At 63.8% G+C, this 21,348-nt stretch carries 19 protein-coding genes; 7 read left to right on the forward strand and 12 right to left on the reverse strand.

From position 1 onward, the window contains the following. Positions 1-17 precede the first annotated feature (17 nt). On the forward strand, positions 18-455 hold the full coding sequence (locus AX767_RS14955) for a low molecular weight protein-tyrosine-phosphatase (protein ID WP_068632062.1): 438 nt from the start codon (positions 18-20) through the stop codon (positions 453-455). Further along, positions 434-2,722, forward strand: a complete 2,289-nt coding sequence (locus tag AX767_RS14960; RefSeq protein WP_082755027.1) for a polysaccharide biosynthesis tyrosine autokinase — start codon at positions 434-436, stop codon at positions 2,720-2,722. Before AX767_RS14955 ends, AX767_RS14960 begins: the two co-directional genes overlap by 22 nt. A 90-nt stretch (positions 2,723-2,812) precedes the next feature. On the opposite strand, the gene AX767_RS14965 is transcribed toward AX767_RS14960, so the two are convergent. From AX767_RS14965 to AX767_RS15010, 9 genes are all read right to left on the reverse strand, one after another. Then, positions 2,813-4,060 carry a glycosyltransferase WbuB gene (locus AX767_RS14965; RefSeq protein ID WP_068632063.1) on the reverse strand — a complete coding sequence of 416 codons (1,248 nt, stop codon included), beginning with the start codon at positions 4,058-4,060 and terminating at the stop codon, positions 2,813-2,815. Continuing rightward, positions 4,057-4,473, reverse strand: coding sequence for a hypothetical protein (locus AX767_RS14970; protein WP_156481047.1), 417 nt, complete (start codon positions 4,471-4,473; stop codon positions 4,057-4,059). The genes AX767_RS14965 and AX767_RS14970 overlap by 4 nt, the downstream gene beginning before the upstream one ends. 5 nt (positions 4,474-4,478) lie before the next feature. Then, a complete protein-coding gene (locus AX767_RS14975; RefSeq protein WP_156481048.1) occupies positions 4,479-5,345 on the reverse strand; it encodes an O-antigen ligase family protein in 867 nt (288 codons plus the stop codon). A 14-nt stretch (positions 5,346-5,359) separates the two neighbouring features. Next, the gene (locus AX767_RS14980) at positions 5,360-6,199 is read right to left on the reverse strand and encodes a glycosyltransferase (RefSeq protein WP_237288649.1); all 840 of its coding nucleotides are present in this window, start codon (positions 6,197-6,199) and stop codon (positions 5,360-5,362) included. A gap of 344 nt (positions 6,200-6,543) precedes the next feature. Further along, positions 6,544-7,848, reverse strand: coding sequence for a lipopolysaccharide biosynthesis protein (locus tag AX767_RS14990; protein ID WP_068632068.1), 1,305 nt, complete (start codon positions 7,846-7,848; stop codon positions 6,544-6,546). Positions 7,849-7,863: 15 nt separating this feature from the next. Further along, positions 7,864-8,853 (reverse strand): GDP-L-fucose synthase, encoded by a 990-nt coding sequence (fcl, locus tag AX767_RS14995; protein WP_068632069.1) that lies wholly within the window; start codon positions 8,851-8,853, stop codon positions 7,864-7,866. Next, on the reverse strand, positions 8,850-10,289 hold the full coding sequence (locus AX767_RS15000) for a mannose-1-phosphate guanylyltransferase/mannose-6-phosphate isomerase (protein ID WP_068632070.1): 1,440 nt from the start codon (positions 10,287-10,289) through the stop codon (positions 8,850-8,852). Before AX767_RS15000 ends, fcl begins: the two co-directional genes overlap by 4 nt. Beyond that, on the reverse strand, positions 10,286-11,008 hold the full coding sequence (locus AX767_RS15005) for a sugar transferase (RefSeq protein WP_082755028.1): 723 nt from the start codon (positions 11,006-11,008) through the stop codon (positions 10,286-10,288). Before AX767_RS15005 ends, AX767_RS15000 begins: the two co-directional genes overlap by 4 nt. A gap of 395 nt (positions 11,009-11,403) precedes the next feature. Continuing rightward, complete coding sequence (locus tag AX767_RS15010) at positions 11,404-14,463, reverse strand: Rne/Rng family ribonuclease (RefSeq protein WP_068632071.1); 3,060 nt, start codon at positions 14,461-14,463, stop codon at positions 11,404-11,406. 539 nt (positions 14,464-15,002) lie between these two features. On the opposite strand from AX767_RS15010, the gene AX767_RS15015 reads away from it, so the two are divergent. The 4 genes from AX767_RS15015 to AX767_RS15030 are packed head-to-tail and all read left to right on the forward strand — an operon-like array spanning position 15,003 to position 18,157. After that, positions 15,003-16,055: an RluA family pseudouridine synthase gene (locus AX767_RS15015; protein WP_068633747.1), complete on the forward strand. Its 1,053-nt coding sequence runs from the start codon at positions 15,003-15,005 to the stop codon at positions 16,053-16,055. Continuing rightward, on the forward strand, positions 16,048-16,716 hold the full coding sequence (locus AX767_RS15020) for an HAD-IA family hydrolase (protein WP_068632072.1): 669 nt from the start codon (positions 16,048-16,050) through the stop codon (positions 16,714-16,716). The genes AX767_RS15015 and AX767_RS15020 overlap by 8 nt, the downstream gene beginning before the upstream one ends. Before the next feature lie 9 nt (positions 16,717-16,725). Continuing rightward, complete coding sequence (locus AX767_RS15025) at positions 16,726-17,103, forward strand: Rieske (2Fe-2S) protein (protein ID WP_068632073.1); 378 nt, start codon at positions 16,726-16,728, stop codon at positions 17,101-17,103. A gap of 10 nt (positions 17,104-17,113) precedes the next feature. Continuing rightward, the gene (locus AX767_RS15030) at positions 17,114-18,157 is read left to right on the forward strand and encodes a S49 family peptidase (RefSeq protein WP_068632074.1); all 1,044 of its coding nucleotides are present in this window, start codon (positions 17,114-17,116) and stop codon (positions 18,155-18,157) included. A gap of 15 nt (positions 18,158-18,172) precedes the next feature. On the opposite strand, the gene AX767_RS15035 is transcribed toward AX767_RS15030, so the two are convergent. From AX767_RS15035 to AX767_RS15045, 3 genes are read right to left on the reverse strand one after another with little or no spacing between them, the layout of a single operon-like run. Then, positions 18,173-19,333 carry an MFS transporter gene (locus tag AX767_RS15035; RefSeq protein ID WP_068632075.1) on the reverse strand — a complete coding sequence of 387 codons (1,161 nt, stop codon included), beginning with the start codon at positions 19,331-19,333 and terminating at the stop codon, positions 18,173-18,175. Positions 19,334-19,335: 2 nt separating this feature from the next. Next, positions 19,336-20,097 (reverse strand): SAM-dependent methyltransferase, encoded by a 762-nt coding sequence (locus AX767_RS15040; RefSeq protein ID WP_068632076.1) that lies wholly within the window; start codon positions 20,095-20,097, stop codon positions 19,336-19,338. Further along, a complete protein-coding gene (locus AX767_RS15045; protein WP_068632077.1) occupies positions 20,094-20,675 on the reverse strand; it encodes a Maf family protein in 582 nt (193 codons plus the stop codon). Before AX767_RS15045 ends, AX767_RS15040 begins: the two co-directional genes overlap by 4 nt. Before the next feature lie 36 nt (positions 20,676-20,711). Between AX767_RS15045 and AX767_RS15050 the strand changes: the two genes are divergently transcribed. Then, the gene (locus AX767_RS15050) at positions 20,712-21,263 is read left to right on the forward strand and encodes a YceD family protein (protein WP_068632078.1); all 552 of its coding nucleotides are present in this window, start codon (positions 20,712-20,714) and stop codon (positions 21,261-21,263) included. The last annotated feature ends 85 nt before the right edge of the window (positions 21,264-21,348 follow it).

Below are 21,348 nucleotides of genomic sequence, written 5' to 3' on the forward strand. Positions count from 1 at the left end.
GTCCGGCTCGAGCGGCCATGCAAAACATCCTCTTCGTGTGCACCGGCAACATCTGTCGCAGCCCGATCGCCGAAGGCCTGATGGCGGCGGCGTTGCCTGACGCGCGCGTGACGTCTGCCGGCACCGCGGCATTGGTCGGGCGTCCAGCCGACCCGCTTGCGCGCGAGCTGTTGCTTCGGCGCGATGTGCGGATCGACGCTCACCGGGCGAGGCAGCTCGACAGCGAGATGTGCACGCAAGCAGATCTGATTCTTGTCATGGAAGACGTGCATCGCCTTGAGGTGCGGCAGCGTTTTCCTTTCGCCAGCGGGAAACTGTTCCGGTTTCTCGGACCCCGTGGCGACGTGTTGGACCCGTACCACCTGGGTATCGACGCGTTTACGTGCGCCATGGCGCAAATCGAAGGTGGCGTGAAACAGTGGGTCGAGCGTATATGTCAACTCTCCAAACGATAAATCCCGCGGCGAATACGCGTTCGACGCTCGGGCCTTCCGGCGCCTACGCCAATCAGCAGCCAGCGGACGATGTGCTCGACGTCGGTCACTACCTGGACATCCTCGGGGCGAACAAATACCTGATCGCAGCGATCACGGTCGTCGCCCTGGCGATCGGCATGTGCGTGGCGCTGTTCACCAAGCCGGTGTACGAAGCCAACCTGCTGGTCCAGGTGGAAGACACCGAAAACCGGGCGAACAAGAGTTTCCTCGGGGAAGCGTCCTCGATGTTCGACGTCAAGACGGCGACCAGTGCAGAAATGGAAATCATCCGTTCGCGCGCAGTCATCGGCCGGGCCGTGGAAGCGACCGGCCAGGCGATCACCGCGGAGCCGCACTACCTCCCGGTGATCGGCGGATGGTTGTCCAGGAGAGCACAAGGGCTTTCCAACCCGGGGCTCCTGGGGTTTGGCGGCTATGTGTCCGGGACCGAGAAAATCACGGTGACCCGCTTCGTGGTTCCGGCCAAGGTCGAAGGCTACGACTTCATCCTGAGAGCCAAGGGCGATGGGCTCTACGAGCTCCACTACCGCGACTGGAAGGAAGCGATCGCCGGCAAGGTTGGCGTGCCTCTGGTGGCCGACACGCCGAGCGGCCGCGTCGAGCTCCTGGTCAGCCAGATGTCGGGCAAACCGGGTGCCGAATTCGTTGTCGTGCGCAATTCGCTCGACCAGATGATCGACAGCCTCCAGTCGCGCCTGGTGCTGAGCGAACGCGGCAAGCAGTCCGGCGTGATCGACGTCGCGCTGCAGGACACCGACCGTGCGCGCCTCGCGCAGATTCTGAACGCCATCGGCGCCCAGTATGTTCGTCAGAACGTCGACCGCAAGGGTGAAGAAGCCCAGAAAACGCTCAGCTTCCTCGATGACCAGCTGCCGACCTACAAGAAGCAGATGGAAGATTCGGAGGAGGTGTACAGCCGTTTCCGCAACCAGAAGGGCACCGTCGCATTCGATGAAGAAGCCAAGCTGATTCTCGCGACCGAAGTCGATCGTCAAGCCAAGCTGCTGGAAGCGCGGCAAAAGCGTCGCGACCTCACCGCGCGCTTCACCGACAACCACCCGTTGATGCAAACGCTCGACAGCCAGATCGCCGCCCTGACCGGTGAAATCGGCAGCATCCAGAGCCGCGTCAAGGCGCTGCCCGGTATCCAGCAGGACGCCGTCCGCATGGAGCGCAACGTCAAGGTCAACACCACGCTGTACCAATCGCTGCTCAATCAGGCGATGCAGCTTCGACTGGTCAAGGAAGGCAAGGTCGGCAATGCGCGCATGCTCGACAACGCCGTCGTGCCCGAGAACCCGGTGAAGCCGAAGCGCCAGACGATCCTGGCCGTGGCGCTGGCCGCGGGCTTGTTGATGGGCATTTTCATGGCCTTCGTGCGCAATGCGTTCGTCGAACAGCGCATCAAGGATCCGGACGAACTCGAAGACAGCATCGGCTTGCCTGTGTTCTCGACGATTCCGCACAGCCCCCTGCAGCTTAGCCTTGCTCGCAAGCGTCTGACGGGTGCGACTGGCGCCCGGCTGCTGGCGCTCGAATTGCCCGACGATCCGGCGATCGAAAGCCTGCGCAGTCTTCGCACGGCGATGCAGTTCGCCATGATCGAGTCGCCCAACAACCGCGTCGTGATCACCAGCGCGACACCCGGCGCCGGCAAGAGCTTTGTGACGGCGAATTTCGCTGTGCTGATGGCGCTGGCGGGCAAGAAGACGCTGGTCATCGATGCCGACATGCGTCGTGGCCACATGCACCAGTACTTCGGGTTGCAGCGGCACGGCGGTCTGTCCGAACTCATCGCGGGCAGCCTGACGATCCAGCAGACGGTGCACCGCAATGTCGTGACGCAGCTCGATTTTCTGGCCACCGGGCAGCTGCCGCCCAACCCCTCGGAGTTGCTGACGTCCGCGTCATTCTTCACCGCGCTCGAAAAGCTGTCGGAGCTCTACGAGCTGGTCATCATCGACACCCCGCCTGTGCTCGTGGCAGCCGACACGGCGACCATCGCCATGCAGGCCGGCACGGTGCTGCTGGTGGCGCGCGCCGGTGTGTCGACCATGGGTGAGCTCAAGGAAAGCACGCGCCGGCTCGCGTTGAGCGGCAAGGCGGCTTCCGGCATTCTGTTGAACGCGATCGATACCAAGCGTCGCAACTTTGGAACCTACAAGTACGGTCGCTATCGATACACGAATTACAACTACGAAAGCGTGATGCCGGACGAGCAGTGAGTGTTGCGGCCCTGACGGCCATGAAAAAACCGGCGCTTGACGCCGGTTTTTTTTGGGAGGCCCGCTTTCGCGTTGGCCAGACCCGAGGGTTCAGGTGGCGGCGACTTCGCCGCGCCGCGCTGCAACGCGCTTTTCCAACTCGAGCTCGAACCGGCGAAGCACGGCATCCTGGCCCAGATGCTGTTCAGCGTAGTGTCGTGCCTTTGTACCAAGTTCGCTTCGCAAGGGCGCGTCGGCCGCCAGCGTCAGCAATGCCGTGGTCAGCGCAGCCGCATCGGCCGGCGCGACGACGATGCCGCACTGCTCGACCACCGATGCCAGCTCGGTGCCGGGGTGCGCCGTCGCAATGACCGGTCGACCGCTGCTGAGCATGCCGGTCAGCTTGGACGGCATGACGAGGTCGGCCGCATCGGCGCGTTGTGGCAGCAGGTGCACATCGGCCAGTCCCAGCAGGTCCGAAAGATTCTCGAGTGGTTGCAACGGCAGGAAGTGGACACGGTCCAGTCCCGCGCACTGCGCAACCAGTTCGGCACGGCCCGAGCCGTCGCCGCAGAAAACGAAATGGATGTCGGGTCGGTCGTGAACGCGGCGCGCAACGTCCGAGAGGATTTCCAGGCCTTGCTTGTTTCCCATGTTGCCGGAGTACAGCGCGACGGTCGCATCCAGCGGAATGCCCAGCTTCTGACGGTACGCGCTCGGCTGGGCCAGTGGCCGGACGCCGTTCAGGTCGACCCAGTTCGGCAACAGGAACAGGTTGGCTTCGTCCACGCCTTTCGAGCGTGCGCGATCGAGCATCCGCCCGGAGATCGTGGAGACGCAGTCGAACGCGCGCATCAGCCGGCGCTCCATGGCGGTGGCCACCGAGCGCGTGGTCTCGCCACGCAGCAGGCCCAGATCGAATGCGGCGTCCAGTTCGTAGTCCTGCACATGAAGCCAGGCAATCGTTTGGCGCAGCTTGGCAAACAACAAGGCACCCGGCGTGCAGAGCAAGGGGGGTTCGGTCACCCACACCACGTCCGGTTTCCAGCGCCATTGCGCGACCAGCAGCGGGAAGCTGCTCGCGGCAAAGCTCGCAAGATGCACCAGACGCTTGAGGCCGGAGGGCACAGCGGGCACCCAGAGCGGTGCCCGGTACACCTCGACGCCTTCCCAGGTTTCCCGGGTATAGCGATCGGCCCGGAACGGCGGCTGCACCGACCAGTTGGGATAGTAGGGCGGCGCCGTGATCACCCGGACTTCGTGGCCCGCCTTGGCAAGCCAGCGCGCCATCTCACCCGTGTACTTACCGATCCCCGTCAACTCCGGCGTGAAGTTGATCCCATAGAGCAAAATTTTCACGACAGATTGCCCATTCGTGGCAAGGTGGGTGTACTGAACTGAGGCGGTGCTAGTCTCTTTGCAAGAAAGCGCTGACGGACACCGAATGCGCTCATCATCATGAGCGCCATAAGGGACGCTGGGTTGCCGATCCCCACCAGATATCGATTGAAAGCTGAATGCACCATGAATGCCACGATCGCCAAGCCAAAAAATTGGTATATGCGTCCCTCGTCTGCGTAGGCGCCCAATCGCCCGATCAACACCATTTTGAGCGCCGATAAAAGAAATAGGCCAATAAGCAGTGCTGCGCTCAGCACGCCAATCTCGAGACACAAGACAATATAAGAGCTTTCTACAGGAAAGCCGATGATGTTGAACTCGGCACTCCGAAATCCATACCCAAACAGCAGACGAAACGGACTGGACAGCAAAAGATCTATGCCAGCCCCCAAAGCTCGACGCGACCCGTCGCACCAGAATTCACACCCCGTGCGTCAGACTGGACTTCGAATGCGCTGAAGAGATAGCCGCGCATCGGTCCCAACAACAAAACTGCCAGTGCTAGGGCGCCTAAGATAAAAAGTATCTGCAACCTACGTTTGCGGTTTCCATCGCGCGCCGTGGCGAACGCCCAAATGTAAATTGTGCCTGCCACCAAGACGCCCAACATGGCTGATCGAGATGACGACGCGATGATGTAAACCAACGACAGGCCAGTCAATGCAAGAAAAAAGACTCTCCCAAACCAGCTTGAAGCGATCATGAAGCGGCACGCCATGATCATGAACATCCCTGCATATGTGAACCCGACCAGATTGGGGTGCATGTCGAGCGGCATGAAGCGCTCGAGTCCAGTGTCGCTAATGCGGAGCGAGAGCGCAGCGACGAGCTGAGGCATGTATCCAAACAGAGGAATCATCAACAAGGCAAAGGCGACGAGTACAAAGATGTCAAATAAATCTCTAAGAGCCAAAGTTCGCACAATGGCTGTAATAGAAATCATGCAAAGAAAAAATAAAAATGAGTACTGAGAGACGGTGTCGTAACCGAGAAGCGAGGAAATAAAGGCTGAAGTCAATGCACAAAAAAGCAAAAGAAGTTCAAAAAAACTTAATTTCACCGGCTGAATTCGCCGCATCAAAAGTGCCAGCATCGCCGCGCAAGCCAAGCAGATAACGGCGCCAACTTGAATTATTCGCTGTTGTTCGCTGATTGAGGATAGTGCTGACACCATCAATGCAATGAATGACAGCGCACTGACCGGTGCGTTGCGTGAAGGCTTCGGAAGCTTGATCGTGCGCATGTTTTTTTCCTTGCTCAAGCCGTACGGGTCTCGAGCCAGGGGCAACGAGGTTTGGCACTTTTCGCGTCTGCGGCCAGATGATCCACGATGTCGACAAAGTAGTCGGCAGCGGACGGGCCCGCGATTTTGTCCGACCAGTCGCGCAGGGCTTTGCCCTTGATCACTTCTGGCGACGTCAGTGTGTAGCGGATGCCTTTTTCTAGGTCGGCCGCGCTGTCGGCACGGAACACGAATCCGTTGGCCTGGTTGACGAGCAGGTCGCTGGCGCCGCAGCGGTCACTGCACACCACCGGCAGTCCGGAGGTGAGCGCTTCGCTCACCACCGCACCCCATCCGTCGAACCGGCTGGGCAGCACCAGGACATCGCTCTGCGCCATCAGCTGAAACACGGCGGCGTTGTCGAGCGTGTCCACGAACGAAATGCTGTCCGTGATTTGAAGCGCCGCGGCCTGGCGCTGGAGTTCGTCTCGCAGTTCGCCGGTCCCGACGAGGGTCAGGCGCCAGGGGATGTCGGTGAGCGCGGCCATCGCATCCAGCAGCAGGTCGACACGCTTGCGCGGAATCAGCTGTCCCACGAAAAGAACCTGATAGGGCGTAGCCGCCGAGGCCACTCGCGTCCGCGATGGCGGCGGGAGTGCAGGCGGCTCCACCAGATGCAGAAAAGGAAAGATGCGATCGGCCGGATAGCCGCAACGCGAGAAGAAACGCAGTCCGCCATAGCGGCCCGTGAAGCCGATGCACAGGAAACCGTCGAGCCAGCGACGGTTCATCAGCGCGTCGTAGGCATACACGATCCATCGTGGCAGCAGCGCGGTTCCGGGTTCGTACCTGTTCTCGGACATCAGGATGCGCATCACGTTTCGGCGCTTGCTCGACTCGAATGCTTTCCTGGCCAGCGGCATGCCGCGAAAACCGAAGAACACATGAACGGTTCCAGGCCCGAGGTCGAGCAGTCGCTCGATTTCCCGGTCGTCCGGCGCGACGCTGACTTGGGCCTTACCGGCATCCGGAACCGGATAGCCGCGCTGACGAAAGGTTTCGGCAAAGTTCTTCCACCGCCCAGTGCACTTTCAACGCCCGGCCGTTCCGCCAGCGCCCGGATGTAAGGCGCCTGATGGAACATCAAATAGTTATGCCAGAAAACGACTCGCATCAAATTTCTCTCAACTTTCGGCACGCGCTACAAGCAGGCTGCGGCTCATGCCGGAGCCGCCTGCCACATGTTGCTCACGCTGCGCCTCGACGCCAGCCACATCGCGACTTCGCCGGCCACCATCGCGAGCACGGGGCCCATGATGCCGATCTCGCGCGCCAGCACGACGCCCAGCACGAGCGACAGCATCGAAAACGTGAAGTACTGTCGCGCGAGCAAGGCATGCTGGTTGACCGACATCAGCATCACCCGCGGGACGTGCCACATGGAGGCGATCAGCGAATACACCATGAACGCGCCCATCAGGCTCCACGAAAAGGCAATATGCCCTTTGGACCAGTAAGCGATGAGCAAGGGCGAGATGGCCAGCACGGTGAGCGAGGCGGCCAGGCCGATGCCGGAACTCAGTCGCGCCGCATGTGTATAGGTGCGACGCAGCCGGTCGACCTCTTGCGTGCTGTGCATGCGCGAGAACTCGGGCCACATGGATTGACTCAACGCGGCTGCGCACTGCACCACGATGCGCGCAATCGTCCGGTACGAGCTGAAGACCGCCGTCGCCGCGGGTCCGAGCGTCGCGGTCACCAACACGATGAAGCCCTGCAGGCTGAGCGCGCTGGCCAGTGGGAAGACCATGAACAGCGTGGCCGGCTTGAGCGAATCACGCAGTTCCTGCTTGCTGGCATCGCGCAATCCCCACTTGATGTCGGGTCGGCGTCGGTGACTCAGATAGATGAAGTACAGGGTGAAGGCAAAACGGCACACCGTCCCGTACAGGGCGACGCTCATGAAGGTGCCGCCAACCACCAGTCCCACGATGGAGCCGATCCAGTCGAGCATGCGTGCGACCGTATAAAGGTAGGTGCCCGCCGCAAAACCCTGCGTTGCGACGAAGACGGTTTGCGCCAACGATCCGAACAACGACACCACCACTGCCACCGTCAGCACCAACACCACGCCCGAGTATTGTTCGAGCTTGGGGAACGCCCAGCTGACCGTTTCCATGCCCGCCAACGCCAGCACCATCATCACCGCCGACACGGCGAGGATGAACATGATGGCGCTTTGAAAGGAGACGTTGGCCTCCTTGTGCTTGCCCACCGATTCCAGCGCGATCATCTTGTTGCTGGTGGCCGTCAGGAAGCCGAAATCAGCCAGCGCGAGGTATGACGGAATCGTCGTCAAGGTCAGCCAGGTGCCGTAGGTCTCAATGCTCCAAAACGAGAGAAAGATCGGGAGCGACGCCAACTGGATGACGATGGTCGCGACCTGCGCCGATCCCCAGGCGCCCATGCCCTTGAGCACGCGACGAACGAGCGGCGACGAAGTCAGCGATTTCACATTGGCCATGGCAGGCTCTGCGGTTCACGCGTGCGCAAGTTCGACCGAAGCGTTGCGTTGCATGAAATCGCGATACGTCTCTTCGATGCCTGCGTGCAGCGCCGTCGTGGCGGTCCACCCGAGCTCTCGCAACAGGTCGACGTCGAGCAGCTTGCGCGGCGCGCCGTCGGGCTTGCTGCGGTCCTGAACAATCTCGCCTTCGTAGCCGACCACGGCCGCGATGGTTTTCGCCAGCTCGGCGATCGTCAAGTCGATCCCGGTGCCGACGTTCACGTGGCTGGCCATCGGCTCGGTGTTTGCGGTGTAGATCTCTTTGGAAAGATCCATCACATGGACGCAAGCTTCCGCCATGTCGTCCACATACATGAACTCGCGGCGCGCCATGCCCGATCCCCAGATGACGACCTGCTCCGCGCCCGCCAGCTTGGCTTCGTGAAAGCGGCGGATCAGTGCAGGCAAGACGTGACTGTTCTCGGGGTGATAGTTGTCGCCGGGACCGTAGAGATTGGTCGGCATCACGCTGCGGTAGTCGGTACCGTACTGTCGGTTGTAGCTCTCGCAGAGCTTGATGCCGGCAATCTTGGCCACCGCGTAGGGTTCGTTGGTGAGTTCGAGCTTTCCGGTCAGCAGCGCGTCTTCCGCCATCGGCTGCGTCGCCAGGCGCGGGTATATGCAGCTGGAGCCGAGGAACAGCAATTTGTCGACACCGGCGCGCCACGATTCGTGAATCAGATTGGCTTCCACCATCAAGTTCGAGTAGATGAACTCGGCGGGGTACACGTTGTTGGCATGAATGCCACCCACCTTCGCGGCCGCAACGTACACCTCGTCGGGTCGCTCGGTGGCGAACAGCGCTTGCACCTGCGCCTGGTTGGTGAGGTCCAGCTCGGCGCGGGTGCGCACGATGATGTTCTTGTAGCCCTGGGCAACGAGTTTGCGCACGATGGCGCTGCCCACCATGCCGCGATGGCCTGCCACGTAGATGCGTTTGTCGAGATTGTTCACGGCGGTCATGCCTGTTTTTGCATTGCTGCGTCCAGATGGGGGGTGGGAGCGTCGTCGAATCGCACGACGTCGTCTTCGCCGAGGTGGCGCCCTGTTTGCACCTCAATCACTTCCAGCACGCTGTCGCCCGGGTTTTCAAGCTGGTAGATCGCCCCGATGGGGATGTAGATGGATTCGTTTTCACGGACCGTTTCGGCCACGCCGTCGCGGGTCACGCGCGCCGTGCCCTGGACGACGACCCAGTGTTCGGCGCGATGCCGATGCATGCGCAGTGCCAGCTTGGCGCCGGGCTTGACGGTCAGTCGCTTGACCGAGAAACGTTCGCCGTCGTCCACGCTGTCGTAGGCGCCCCAGGGGCGCGGGACACGACGGTGCTCGGTCGCTTCCCGCTGGCCTCGCGTCATCAGCAAGCTGACAACTTCCTTCACCTGCTCGGCGCAATCCTTGTGAGCGACCAGGAGCGCATCCTGGGTGTCGATGATCAGCAAATCCTGCGTGCCCAGGGCGACGACGGGTCGCGTGGGCGCATGGATGAACGTGTCGCGCGCGCCGATCGAAAAACCCTGGCCGTTGATGCGATTGCCGCTGGCATCTTCCGCGTGCAACGCCGCAACGGCGTTCCAGCTCCCGACGTCGCTCCAGGCACCGCCGAACGGCACGACTGCCCGACGGGTGCATTGCTCGAGCACGGCGTAGTCGATGCTCTGGCTGCGGCAATTTTCGAACGCGGCACGCTGCACCCGTACGAAGTTGCCGTCCCGCTCGGTGGGCTCGGTGGCGCGCCGGCACGCAGACAGAATGTCCGGTGCATGTTCTTCGAGCATCGCGATCAGCGTGCGTGCTTCCACCAGAAAGATGCCGGCATTCCAGAAATGATTGCCTGACAGCAGAAGCGTCGCCGCATCGGCCGCGTTCGGCTTTTCCACGAAAGCGTCGACATGGCTGGCCGGGCTCTCGCCGGGCAAGTCCAGTGCGGCGCCTTGCCGGATATAGCCATAGGCGGTACTCGGAAAACTGGGAACCACGCCGTAAGTGACGATATTGCCTGCCATCGCAGCCGGAATACCGGTTCGCACGGTTTCGGCAAACCGTGACGCGTCTGGAATGTGATGGTCGGCCGGCGCAAACAGCAGGAGCTGGTCCGGCGCGCTGATGAGCGCGGCAATGGCCATGGCCGCCGCGGTGTTGCGCGGCACGGGCTCCAGCAACTGGAGGCCATCGACGCCTGCCGCAATCACCGTTTCCTGAACCAGAAACCGATGCTCTTCGGCGGCGACGCAATGCACCGTCGGGTTGAGCAGGCGCAATCGTTCAAGCGTCAGTTGAAGCAGGCTCTTGCCTGCCAGCAAGGGCGCGAACTGCTTGGGCAGCGCTCGCCGGGAAAGAGGCCACAGCCGCGTTCCGGCGCCACCGCAGAGCACCACGGGCTGGATGGTCGGATTCACCGCGATCCCTCGCCGGTCACCACCGCGCTGACCGTCTTCAAGAGGATCTTGAAGTCCAGCGCGAGCGACCAGTTGTCCACGTAGTAGGCGTCGAGTTCGACCCGCTTTGCGTACGGCAGCCGGTTGCGACCGCTCACCTGCCACAGGCCGGTGATGCCCGGCCGCACGGCGCAGTAGTGGCCCCAATGCTTGCCGTAGAGGCTACGCTGGCGCTCCATGCAGGGGCGCGGTCCGACCAGGCTCATGTCGCCCTTGAGCACGTTCCAGAACTGGGGAATCTCGTCGACGCTGATCTTTCGGATCCACTGGCCGAGTGGCGTAATCCGTGGGTCTTTTTCGAGCTTCTGGAAGGTGTCCCACTCGGTCCGCGCCATGTCGTTGCGGCTCAGGAATTCGTCGAGTACGTCTTCCGAGTTATGGACCATGGAGCGGAACTTGTAGAACCTGAAGCGCTGCCCTTGCTCACCCAGCCGGACTTGCCAGAAATGAACAGGGCGCCCCATGCTGATGGCGACGCACAGCGCCACGATCAGGTAAAGAGGGCCGAAGAGCGCGAAGAAGACAAGCGCACCGGCAATGTCCACCACGCGCTTGGCAGCCCGCTGAAACGCGGTGAGCCGCTTCGGTTGAACGAATGTGGGGGTGGCGGAAGGACCGCCGTCACCCGGTTGCAGGCGCCGTGCGACGTTGCCGCCGGCTGTCGAATCAGAACGAAACATGAAAATCCCCTTAAAGGGTTCTGCCTCAAAGCGTGGCAGTGTAACGCTTTACTACTATCTGCACGGATTCCAACACATCTTGGCGGGTCGGTGTTGTAAGCAAAAAGCCGTACAACTTCCGATGAACGCCTATGTTGCCCACTCTGTCACACGAATCCGTTACCGACATTGGTGCGCTGCAACATACCGAAAAGACTGTAATCCTTTCGTTTGACAATATGTTAACGAGTGTGAACAAAAAATGTTGTGAAAAAACGCCGAACAATACAAAAGTATGCAGTAGTTCCCCTTATTCGCGAAGGCCGACCGGCGTTTGATGGGCAAAAAAAAGCGCGCGTTGAAAACGCGCGCTCTGGGTCGGGGTGAGGGAGGCTACCGGCCCTGGCCGGGCCTCTTCAACGGACGGGTTGCTCGAAAGGCAAGGTCATTGCCGTCAAATCGCGTCGGGTCTCGACCAGGACCAGGGGACTGTCATCCAGCACAACCGCAGCCGGACGTTCGCGCGGCACGTGAGGGGCTTTAGGTTCTGCCGCAATCGCGGCACGCACCTCGGCGATTCGGGCTGAATCCGAATTGACCCAGTGCAGTCCGGAGCCCTCGGCCACTTGCGCCAGCGCGGCGATGGGTAGCTCGAACGGCTGGACCTTGGGGAGGCCATGGACCGAAGGCGTCGCCAGTGCAGTCGCTGCTGCTGGCACTGGCGCCACCAAAGCGACCGGCGGCGCCACCCGGATTTCTTGCTGGACGAACGGCGGCGCTGCCTGCTCGGGCTGCACGTCAGCCGTCGTGGCGATGGCAAGCGAGGAGGCGGGCGTCGTCTCCTGCGACACCGCCTCGACGGTTTCCTCCGCGTTGTCGCGCGGTCCGCGTTCTCGGCGGTCACGTCCGTAGCGATCACGGGAGCGACCACGACGTTCTTCGCCGTCGCGACGGGGCTGCTCGCCACCGTCGACAACGACTGCACCGTTGCTCTCGCCAGCAATCTCGCCGCCCGGGCCAGCGTCCGATGCCGCTGACAGCGTCGATTCGTCGCTCACGCGAGGCGCGCCGTCCCGACGATCGCGCCGACCATCGTTGCGTTCACCGCGTGGCGGCCGCGGGGCACGGTCGGAAGGGGTAGCTTCGCCTGCCATACCGTCGATCGCGGTGTCGCGCGGCGTTTCGCTGATGCGTTCTCGGCGCTCGCCACGCTCACCACGCTCACCACGCTCGCCACGCTCACCACGCTCACCACGCTCACCACGGCCGCGCGGTGCGCGCTCAGCCGATAACGTGTTCGATTCGCCGGGAGCGCTGTTCAGGGCAACCGACGAAGCCTCCATCCCGCCTTCGAGCATTTCCGGAGCCGCCGCGATGCGCGCGTCCGTGTCGCGGCGCTCACGCCCGCCACGCCGTTCGCCGGTACGGGCTTCGCGCGGTTCGCGCGGTGCGCCGTCGGTGCGGACTTCGCTGCGCACTTCACGCGGCTCGCGACGCTCACCGCCGCCTTCGCGGCGTTCGCCACTTCGGCCACCGCCGCCTTCACGACGCTCGCCGCCGCCTTCGCGTCGCTCGACACCACGACCGCCGCGGCCTTCACCGCCGCGACCGCCACGGCGTTGTTCGCCATCGCGTGCCGGGCGTGCTTCGCCGTCGCGCGGAGGACGTCCGTCGCGGCGCGCAGGCTTGGGCGCTTCCACGGGAATGACCGCCGCCGGGGCTGGCGAAGCGCCGAACAGGTTCTTGATCCAGGCCAGGAACCCGGTCTCTGCGGCGGGCTGGACCACTGCGGGCGCAGCGACCGGTGCGGGTGCCGGCACCGTGGCGACAGGCGCACGCACGGGCTCGGCGCGGGGCGCCACGATCGGTGCCGGTGCATCCGGCAGCACGCCCTTGATGACCGGCGTCTGCTTGTTGGTCGGCTCCTGCGAGCGACGCGTGACCGACGTCGGGTCTTCGACTTCGTCGGCCATCTTGTAGCTGGCTTCGATGTGGTCGAGTCGCGGGTCGTCGTGCTTCAGGCGCTCGAGCTTGTAGTTCGGCGTTTCGAGCGTCTTGTTCGGCACCATCAGCACCGTCACGCGCTGCTTGAGCTCGATCTTTGCGATTTCAGGGCGCTTCTCGTTCAGCAGGAACGAGGCTACGTCGACCGGCACCTGCACATGGACGGCAGCCGTGTTGTCCTTCAGGCACTCTTCCTGAATGATGCGCAGGATCTGCAGCGCGCTGGATTCCGTGTCGCGGATGTGGCCCGAGCCGCCGCAACGGGGGCAGGGGATCGACGAGCCTTCGGAGAGTGCCGGCTTCAGGCGCTGACGGCTCATCTCCATCAAGCCGAATTTGCTGATCGCGCCGAACTGCACACGGGCGCGGTCCTGGCGCAGCGCGTCGCGCAGGCGGCTCTCGACTTCGCGGCGGTTCTTCGACTCGTCCATGTCGATGAAGTCGATGACGATCAGGCCGCCCAGGTCGCGCAGGCGCATCTGGCGGGCCACTTCGTCGGCGGCTTCGAGGTTGGTGCGGGTCGCGGTTTCCTCGATGTCGCCGCCCTTGATGGCGCGGGCCGAATTGACGTCGACCGACACCAGTGCTTCGGTGTGGTCGATCACGATGGCGCCGCCGCTCGGCAGCTGCACCGTGCGGGCGTAGGCCGATTCGATCTGGTGTTCGATCTGGAAGCGGCTGAACAGCGCCGCGTCGTCGCGGTAGCGCTTCACCCGGGCCGCATGCTCGGGCATGACGTGCGCCATGAACTGCTGCGCCTGTTCGTAAATGTCGTCGGTGTCGATGAGGATGTCGCCGATGTCGTGATTGAAGTAGTCACGGATCGCGCGAATCACCAGGCTCGACTCCTGATAAATCAGGAATGCGCCCTTGCCGCCCTTGGAGGCACCGTCGATGGCGCCCCAGAGCTTGAGCAGATAGTTCAGGTCCCATTGGAGTTCGGGTGCAGAGCGGCCAATGCCGGCGGTGCGCGCGATGATGCTGGCACCCTTCGGGTACTCCAGCTGGTCCATGTTTTCCTTGAGCTCGGCCCGGTCTTCGCCCTCGATGCGGCGCGAGACGCCACCGCCGCGCGGGTTGTTGGGCATCAGCACGACGTAGCGGCCGGCCAGCGAGATGAAGGTGGTGAGCGCAGCGCCCTTGTTGCCGCGCTCTTCCTTCTCGACCTGCACGACCAGTTCCTGGCCTTCGCGGATCGCGTCCTGGATGCGGGCCTGGCTGGCCGACACGCCTTCGGCGAAATATTGCTTGGAGATTTCCTTGAACGGCAGGAAGCCGTGGCGATCTTCTCCATAGTCGACGAAACAGGCTTCGAGCGATGGCTCGACCCGGGTCACGACGGCCTTGTAGATATTGCCCTTGCGCTGCTCGCGCCCTTCGATCTCGATTTCGTAGTCGAGGAGCTTTTGCCCATCGACGATGGCCAGGCGGCGCTCTTCAGGCTGCGTGGCGTTGATCAACATCCGCTTCATGTGCGTTGTCCTTCATGTTCGTTCTACCGGCTCATGACGAGCCAACGATGCACGGACGACGCTTCACGAAACGAGGGAATGGCCGCTTGGCCCCGGATGCAGTGACCGTTCGCAGAGCGCGAACGTCCGTATGAGCGTCAGCTCAACAGCAGGCGGGGTGGGGGCGCGTGGATGGGTGCGAGCCAGATGCGGTGTTGGATTGCTATCTTTTTGATAGCGTGTTGCGCAATGGTGGCGCGCGCTGCGGGCGATTCGATGCCGGAGGCCGCTGGCAACAGCCAGGTGGGCCAGCGCAGGCATATATGAATCAGCAGCATCAACACAATGGGCTCGCTTCGATCCGCAGACCACTGGAGGGCGGTCTGCTGGGTATTCCGTATCGGTGTTTCGTGGGCGTCGGCTTGACTCGAACGTCGTGCCTGCCACTTCGCGCAACTGCGCGGGGTTCGCGGGCTCAACGCCAAAGCGGCATCGACCTCACAGTGCGGGTGTCAGTGCTCTAAACTTCTGTCTAATCAAGCACTTACATGACCGCGCTGGTGAAAAACATTATAGGTGCGAAGTCCGCGTCTCCTGCGGCCGAAGTTGGCTCATCGCATGCTTCGGTGCAGTCCATGACGGTCGATGCGGAATCGGCGGGTCAGCGGCTCGACAACTTCCTTTTCCGCCATCTCAAGGGCGTGCCCAAGACCCACGTCTACCGGATCATCCGGTCGGGCGAGGTGCGCATCAACAAGGGGCGCGCGCAGGCCGAGACCCGTGTCGAGGCCGGGGATGTGCTTCGGCTGCCGCCGGTGCGCATCTCGACGCGCGCTGAAGAAGGCGCCACGCCGCCGGCGCCGCCGCGCGAATTCCCGGTGCTCCTCGAAGACGACGCGCTGCTCGCCATCGACAAACCGGCTGGCGTCGCCGTGCATGGCGGGAGCGGCGTGAGCTTCGGCGTGATCGAACAATTGCGCACCGCGCGGCCGGCCGCCAAATTCCTGGAGCTCGTGCACCGGCTCGACCGCGAGACCTCCGGCATCCTGCTGGTCGCCAGGAAGCGCAGCGCGCTGCTCGCGCTGCAGGACCAGTTTCGCGAGCGTGAAACCGGCAAGACCTATCTGGCACTGGTCGAAGGCGCCTGGCCCGCTAACAAGAAAGTGCTGGATTCCTCGCTCGCCAAATACCTGTTGCCGGAGGGCGAGCGCCGCGTGCGGGTCGTGCCCAAGGACCATCCCGACGCAATGCACGCTGTCACGCTGGTGCGCGTGCTTGCGCGCGTCGCGCTGCACGGCGATGCCTCACCGCTGACGCTGCTCGCCGTGACCATCAAGACCGGGCGCACCCACCAGATTCGGGTCCACCTGGCATCGGCGGGCCATGCGATCGCGGGCGACGACAAATACGGTGAGTCCGGGCGCCAGCGTGCCTTGCAGAAGCTTGGCCTCAAGCGCATGTTCCTGCATGCCTGGCGCCTTCAATTCACCCATCCCGCGAGCGGCCAGCGCATCGCGCTGCAAGCCGACCTGCCGCCCGAGCTGCTCGCGCTGATGCCGCCCGCTGCCCTCGCAGCGCTCGCCCAACTTCCGACACCCTCTGCCCATGACTGACACCAGACCCCGCCGTTTCGACCTGATCGCTTTCGACTGGGACGGCACGCTCTACGACTCCACGCGCCTCATCGCTCGCTGCATCCAGGCGGCTGTGGTTGATGTCGGCGGTGCCAGACCCAGCGAAACCGACGCCGCCTGGGTGATCGGCCTCGGCCTGGCGGAGGCCCTGGCGCGCGCGGCCCCGGACGTGCCCAAGGAGAAGTACGCTGAGCTGGGTTCGCGCTATCGCTATCACTACCTTCAGCATCAGGACGACCTCGTGTTGTTCGACGGTGTGCTGCCCATGCTCGATGCCCTGCGTGCACGGGGCCACAAGCTGGCCGTGGCCACCGGCAAGTCGCGTCGCGGACTCGACGATGCGCTGTCGACAGTCGCGTTGCGCGACCGCTTCGACGCCTCGCGCACCGCCGACGAGACCTTCGGCAAGCCGCATCCCCGCATGCTGCTCGAATTGATGGAAGAGCTCGATGTGCCGGCCGAACGAACCTTGATGATCGGCGACACCACGCACGACCTGCAGCTCGCCCTCAACGCCGGTTGCGCCAGCGTGGGCGTCAGCTATGGCGCGCACGAGCCCGAAGCCTTCGATGTGTTGAAACCGCTGTTCGTCGCGCATTCGATCGACAGCCTGGGTGACTGGCTGCGCGACAACGCCTGAAAGCGCGAGATGAGCGATACCCCGAGCGCCCCGATTTCCCTGTGCAACGCCGACGACCTTCAGGAAGGCGGCTTGGCCGTTCCCTTCGATGTGGTCTACAGCGGCGAGACGTGCCGCGCCTTCGCCATTCGTTTCGAAGGCCAGCCGCACGCGTTTCTCAATCGCTGCAGCCATGTGGCGATGGAAATGGATTTCCAGCCCGACCGCTTTTTCGATGACACCGGCCAGTGGTTGCTCTGCGCCACGCATGGCGCGGTCTACAGGCCCGACACCGGTGAATGTGCAGGCGGCCCGTGCCGTGGTGGCCTCGTCAAGATCACCCTCAGCGAGCGAGACGGCGTAGTGCGCTGGCATACTGAATGGAACCTCCAACCCCTGGCTTTCTGAGCCGATTCCCATGACCGACCCGAACCGCACAGAGCCCGAGGGCTTTGAGCCTTTTGAGCGTGCAGCGACCGCCACGCCTTCCTCCACCGACACGAAAAAGACGGGAAAAGGCGACCCCACGCAGACCGCGGGTTGGGAGCGCGCCACGCTCGAAAAACTCGCGTTCGCGTCTTTGCGCGAGCAGAAGGCGACGCGTCGCTGGAAGACCTTCGTGCGGCTCAGCTGGCTGGCGTTTTTCATCTTCCTGGTCTGGTTCGCGATGTCGCGTGCCACGCCCACCACGGCAAAGACCACCGCGCACACGGCGGTCGTCGAGATCAAGGGCGAAATCGCCAACGGTGCCGATGCCAGCGCGGAATTCGTGGTCGCGGCCATGAAGACCGCGTTCGAAGACGAGGGCGCCAAGGCCGTCGTGCTGTTGATCAACTCGCCTGGCGGCAGTCCGGTGCAGGCCGGCATCATCAACGACGAAATCAAGCGCCTGAAGGCCAAATACAACAAGCCGGTGTACGCCGTGGTCGAAGAGACCTGCGCCTCCGCCGCGTACTACATCGCCGCGGCAACGGACAAGATTTACGTCGACAAGGCGAGCATCGTCGGCAGCATCGGGGTGCTCATGGACGGCTTCGGCTTCACCGGCACCATGGAAAAACTGGGCGTCGAGCGGCGGCTCATCATCTCGGGCGAGAACAAGGGTTTTCTGGACCCGTTCAGCCCGATGAACGAGGCCCAGAAAGCGCACGCGCAGCAAATGATCGACCAGATCCACGATCAGTTCATCAACGTGGTCAAGACCGGCCGCGGCGACCGCTTGAAGCTGAACACGCCCGGCCTGTTCAGCGGCTTGTTCTGGAGTGGCCAGCAAGCGATCGAGCTCGGCCTGGCCGACCAGTTCGGCAATGTCGACTACGTGGCACGCGAAGTGGTCAAGGCCGAGGAGGTCATCGACTACACGCGCCGCGACAACGTGGCCGAGAAACTGGCCAAGAAGTTCGGCGCCGCCATGGGTGACGCTTCGATTCGCGCGCTGCGCAGCGTGCCGGCCCTGCGCTGACGCGCGCCTGGCGCTTCAGCGGGCGCTGGCGTAGCGCGACGACGCGGCCAGCGCGATGGCGAACGCCACCACCACACAAAGCGCCGCGGTCAGCGAACTGACCCGCGCCAGCAGGCCGATCACCGGCGGCCCGACCATGAAGCCGAGATAGGCCGCCGCCGACACCGCCGCAATGCCGCGTGCCGGTTCGACGCCGGGAACCCGGGCCGACGCCGCAAACAAAATCGGCACCACGTTGGCGAAACCCACGCCCACCCCTGCGAACCCGACGAGTGCCAACCATGGCGCTTTGGCCCACAGCACCAACGTCATCGAAGCGGCTGCCAGCAGCGCACTCGTGCGTAAAAGGGCGGCGGGCGCAAAGCGGGCGCGCAAGGCGTCACCCCCGAAACGTGCGGCGGCCATCGCGGCCGAGAAGCTCGCGTAGGCGAGCGCGGCCTGCTGCTGTGGTGCGCCGAGTTCCTGCTGCAGATAGAGCACGCTCCAGTCGTAGATCGCGCCCTCCGCGATCAGCCCCAAGGCGGCCAGCACGCCCATCACCACGAGTGCGCCGCGCGGCAGGCGAAAACCCTCGTCGGACTCGGTCGATGAAGCGTCGATTTTCGGCAGCATGCGGGTCGACGACCAGGCGACGGCCCCGGCCATCACGATCGCGACCAGGAGGAGGTGCCGTTGCGGGCCCAGCCCGGCGGCGAGTGCGGCGCCACCGCTGACGGCGCCGGCCATCCCGCCGAGGCTGAACATGCCGTGCATGCCGCTCATCAACGGAATGCCCTGGCGCGACTCGAGTTGAGCTGCTTCGGTGTTGATGGCGACGTCGAACACGCTGGTGACCATGCCGAACACGGCCAGCAGCGACAGCAACGCCCAATAGCCCGGCATCAGGATGAGCAGCGCAATCAGCAACGCATAGAACGTCCCGGTGCCACCCGCCACCCGACGCGCGCCGAAACGGCCGATCCAGCGGCTGGCGCGTGTGATGCCGAGCAACGCACCGAAGCCGGCCGCCAGCATCGCCAGGCCCAGTTGCGCCTCGTCCAACCCGTAGTGCGCCTTGACCGTCGGCACATGCACACCCCAGGTCGCGAAGATGAGACCGGAGCAAAAAAACTGGGCGCGGGTGGCCCATCGGTTGGCAGGAGAAATGGCGGCCAGCGCAGGAACGTGGATGCCCATCGTCAGCGGCCGATCGCAAACACGGCCGGGAGCCGCTCGTCGACGGAGGCAGGCTTGCCGGCGCGCCACCCTTTGACCGTCTCGCTGCGCACGTTCGCGTTGGCGAGGGTCAGCCCGCGCGCGACGGCCAGACGGGTGTTGTGCTGCAAGGTTTGCGTCAGGGCTTGCAGCAGGGCGACGTTGCGGTAGGGCGTCTCGATAAAAAGTTGGGTCTGCCCGGTTTTCAGGGCGAGCGCCTCGAGTTCACGAATGCGCTGGTTGCGTGCGTCGGCGTCCTGCGGCAGATAGCCGACGAAGGCGAAGTTCTGCCCGTTCAGGCCGCTGGCCGCCAACGCTAGCAAAAGCGACACCGGACCGGTCAGCGGCACCACGGTCAGGCCCAGCTCGTGCGCAGCTTTGGCCACGGATGACCCCGGGTCGGCGACCGCCGGCATGCCGGCTTCGCTCAGCAAACCCATGTCGTGCCCCTCGAGCGCGGCGGCCAGCAGGGGGCGCGCGTCGAAGTGTCCGGCGTGATCGCCTTTCTTGTGCACTTCGCGCGGCAGTTCCTGGATGTGCTGCGCTTGCAGTGGCGCTGCAAGGGGCGTCACGGCGTCGATGCGTTTCAGATAGGCGCGCGCCGACTTGGCGTTCTCGCAGATCCAGTGCGTGATGCCGGCTGCGGTCTGCAGCGTGCCGAGGGGCAGGGCGTCTTGCAAGGGCGCCTGGACGTCGCAGCCGAAATCCAGCGGCGCCGGCACGAGAAAGAGCTTGCCCTTGTTCATAGCAGTTCGATGCCCGCGGCACGCAGCATGCGGCAGGTGCGGATCAAGGGGAGTCCGACCAACGCGCTTGGGTCGTCGCTGTCGATCGCGTCGAGCAGCGCGATGCCGAGGCCTTCGCTCTTGGCGCTGCCGGCACAGTCGTAGGGCTGCTCGGCGCGCAGATAGCGCTCGATCGCGTCGTCCGTGAGGTCGCGGAACACGACGCGCACTGGCGCGATGTCGTGTTGCGCGAACTGCGCGGCATGGCAAACCACGGCAACGGCCGTCTGGAACACCAGCGTCTGGCCGCGCATGCGGCGCAGTTGTTCGGTGGCCCGATCGTGATCGCCCGGTTTTCCGAGCGCGACACCCGCGAGGTCGGCCACCTGATCGGAGCCGATCACCACCGCGTCCGGAAATCGCGCGGCGACCGCATGGGCTTTTTCCAGCGCGAGGCGCATGGCAAGCGCGCGCGGGGCTTCACCGGGGAGGGCGGTTTCGTCGACCTCGGGTGCATGCACTTCGAAGGGCAAGCGGAGCCGGTCCATCAGCTCGCGGCGGTAGCGGGAGGTCGAGGCCAGAATCAGGGTACGTTGCATGGGCCGTGATTGTGCGGGAGCGCTAGACTGGCAGGGATGACGAGAGAATTTGCCCCCCACCGGCTCGACGTGAGCACCTTTGCCGCCGAAGGCGCCATACTGACAGGCGACGATCCGGTCGCCGACTACGCCCGCCTGGCGGCCGAACTGGCTGAATCGGCGACCGACGAGACCAGCGTGCGCTGGGAAGCGGTTGGCGAGGAGCGTCCCGGCTCGGCCGGCACCGCGACACCGTGGATGCATCTTTCCGCTGACGCTACCGTGCCGATGGTGTGCCAGCGCTGCCTCACGCCGGTGGCCGTGCCGCTGGTGGTGGATCGCTTTTTTCGCTTCGTGGCGGACGAGACGACGGCAGAAGCCGAAGACGACGACGCGGAAGAAGATCTGCTCGTCCTGGCGCGCGACTTCGATCTGCGCGACCTGATCGAAGATGAGTTGCTGATGGAAGTGCCGCTGACGCCGGTGCACGACGTGTGTCCGGTTCCCGTACAGCTCTCCGCGGCGGACGCCGATTTCGACGCGTCGGAAGCCGCCAAACCCAACCCCTTTGCCGTGCTCGGCGCGCTCCGCTCTAAGAAGCCGGAGTAGGCAACTGGCGCAACGGCGGAGGCTGGGCTATAATCATGGGCTTCGCGCGCGCCGCCAGCGGTCCCTCTCATTGGGTCGTTGATCA

The sequence above is a fragment of the Variovorax sp. PAMC 28711 genome, assembly GCF_001577265.1.
Classification (GTDB): Bacteria; Pseudomonadota; Gammaproteobacteria; order Burkholderiales; family Burkholderiaceae_C; genus Variovorax.

Bases quoted from the DNA above. Each gene is read 5' to 3' on its own strand.
- AX767_RS15010 (WP_068632071.1), bottom strand. From the start codon at position 14,463: ATGAAGCGGATGTTGATCAACGCCACGCAGCCTGAAGAGCGCCGCCTG.
- AX767_RS15030 (WP_068632074.1), top strand. From the start codon at position 17,114: ATGACCGACCCGAACCGCACAGAGCCCGAGGGCTTTGAGCCTTTTGAG.
- AX767_RS14975 (WP_156481048.1), bottom strand. From the start codon at position 5,345: ATGCGCACGATCAAGCTTCCGAAGCCTTCACGCAACGCACCGGTCAGT.
- AX767_RS15045 (WP_068632077.1), bottom strand. From the start codon at position 20,675: ATGCAACGTACCCTGATTCTGGCCTCGACCTCCCGCTACCGCCGCGAG.
- AX767_RS15020 (WP_068632072.1), top strand. From the start codon at position 16,048: ATGACTGACACCAGACCCCGCCGTTTCGACCTGATCGCTTTCGACTGG.
- AX767_RS14955 (WP_068632062.1), top strand. From the start codon at position 18: ATGCAAAACATCCTCTTCGTGTGCACCGGCAACATCTGTCGCAGCCCG.
- AX767_RS15005 (WP_082755028.1), bottom strand. From the start codon at position 11,008: ATGTTTCGTTCTGATTCGACAGCCGGCGGCAACGTCGCACGGCGCCTG.
- AX767_RS15040 (WP_068632076.1), bottom strand. From the start codon at position 20,097: ATGAACAAGGGCAAGCTCTTTCTCGTGCCGGCGCCGCTGGATTTCGGC.
- AX767_RS14980 (WP_237288649.1), bottom strand. From the start codon at position 6,199: ATGCGCATCCTGATGTCCGAGAACAGGTACGAACCCGGAACCGCGCTG.
- AX767_RS14960 (WP_082755027.1), top strand. From the start codon at position 434: ATGTCAACTCTCCAAACGATAAATCCCGCGGCGAATACGCGTTCGACG.
- AX767_RS15050 (WP_068632078.1), top strand. From the start codon at position 20,712: ATGACGAGAGAATTTGCCCCCCACCGGCTCGACGTGAGCACCTTTGCC.
- AX767_RS14990 (WP_068632068.1), bottom strand. From the start codon at position 7,848: ATGGCCAATGTGAAATCGCTGACTTCGTCGCCGCTCGTTCGTCGCGTG.
- AX767_RS15035 (WP_068632075.1), bottom strand. From the start codon at position 19,333: ATGGGCATCCACGTTCCTGCGCTGGCCGCCATTTCTCCTGCCAACCGA.
- fcl (WP_068632069.1), bottom strand. From the start codon at position 8,853: ATGACCGCCGTGAACAATCTCGACAAACGCATCTACGTGGCAGGCCAT.
- AX767_RS15025 (WP_068632073.1), top strand. From the start codon at position 16,726: ATGAGCGATACCCCGAGCGCCCCGATTTCCCTGTGCAACGCCGACGAC.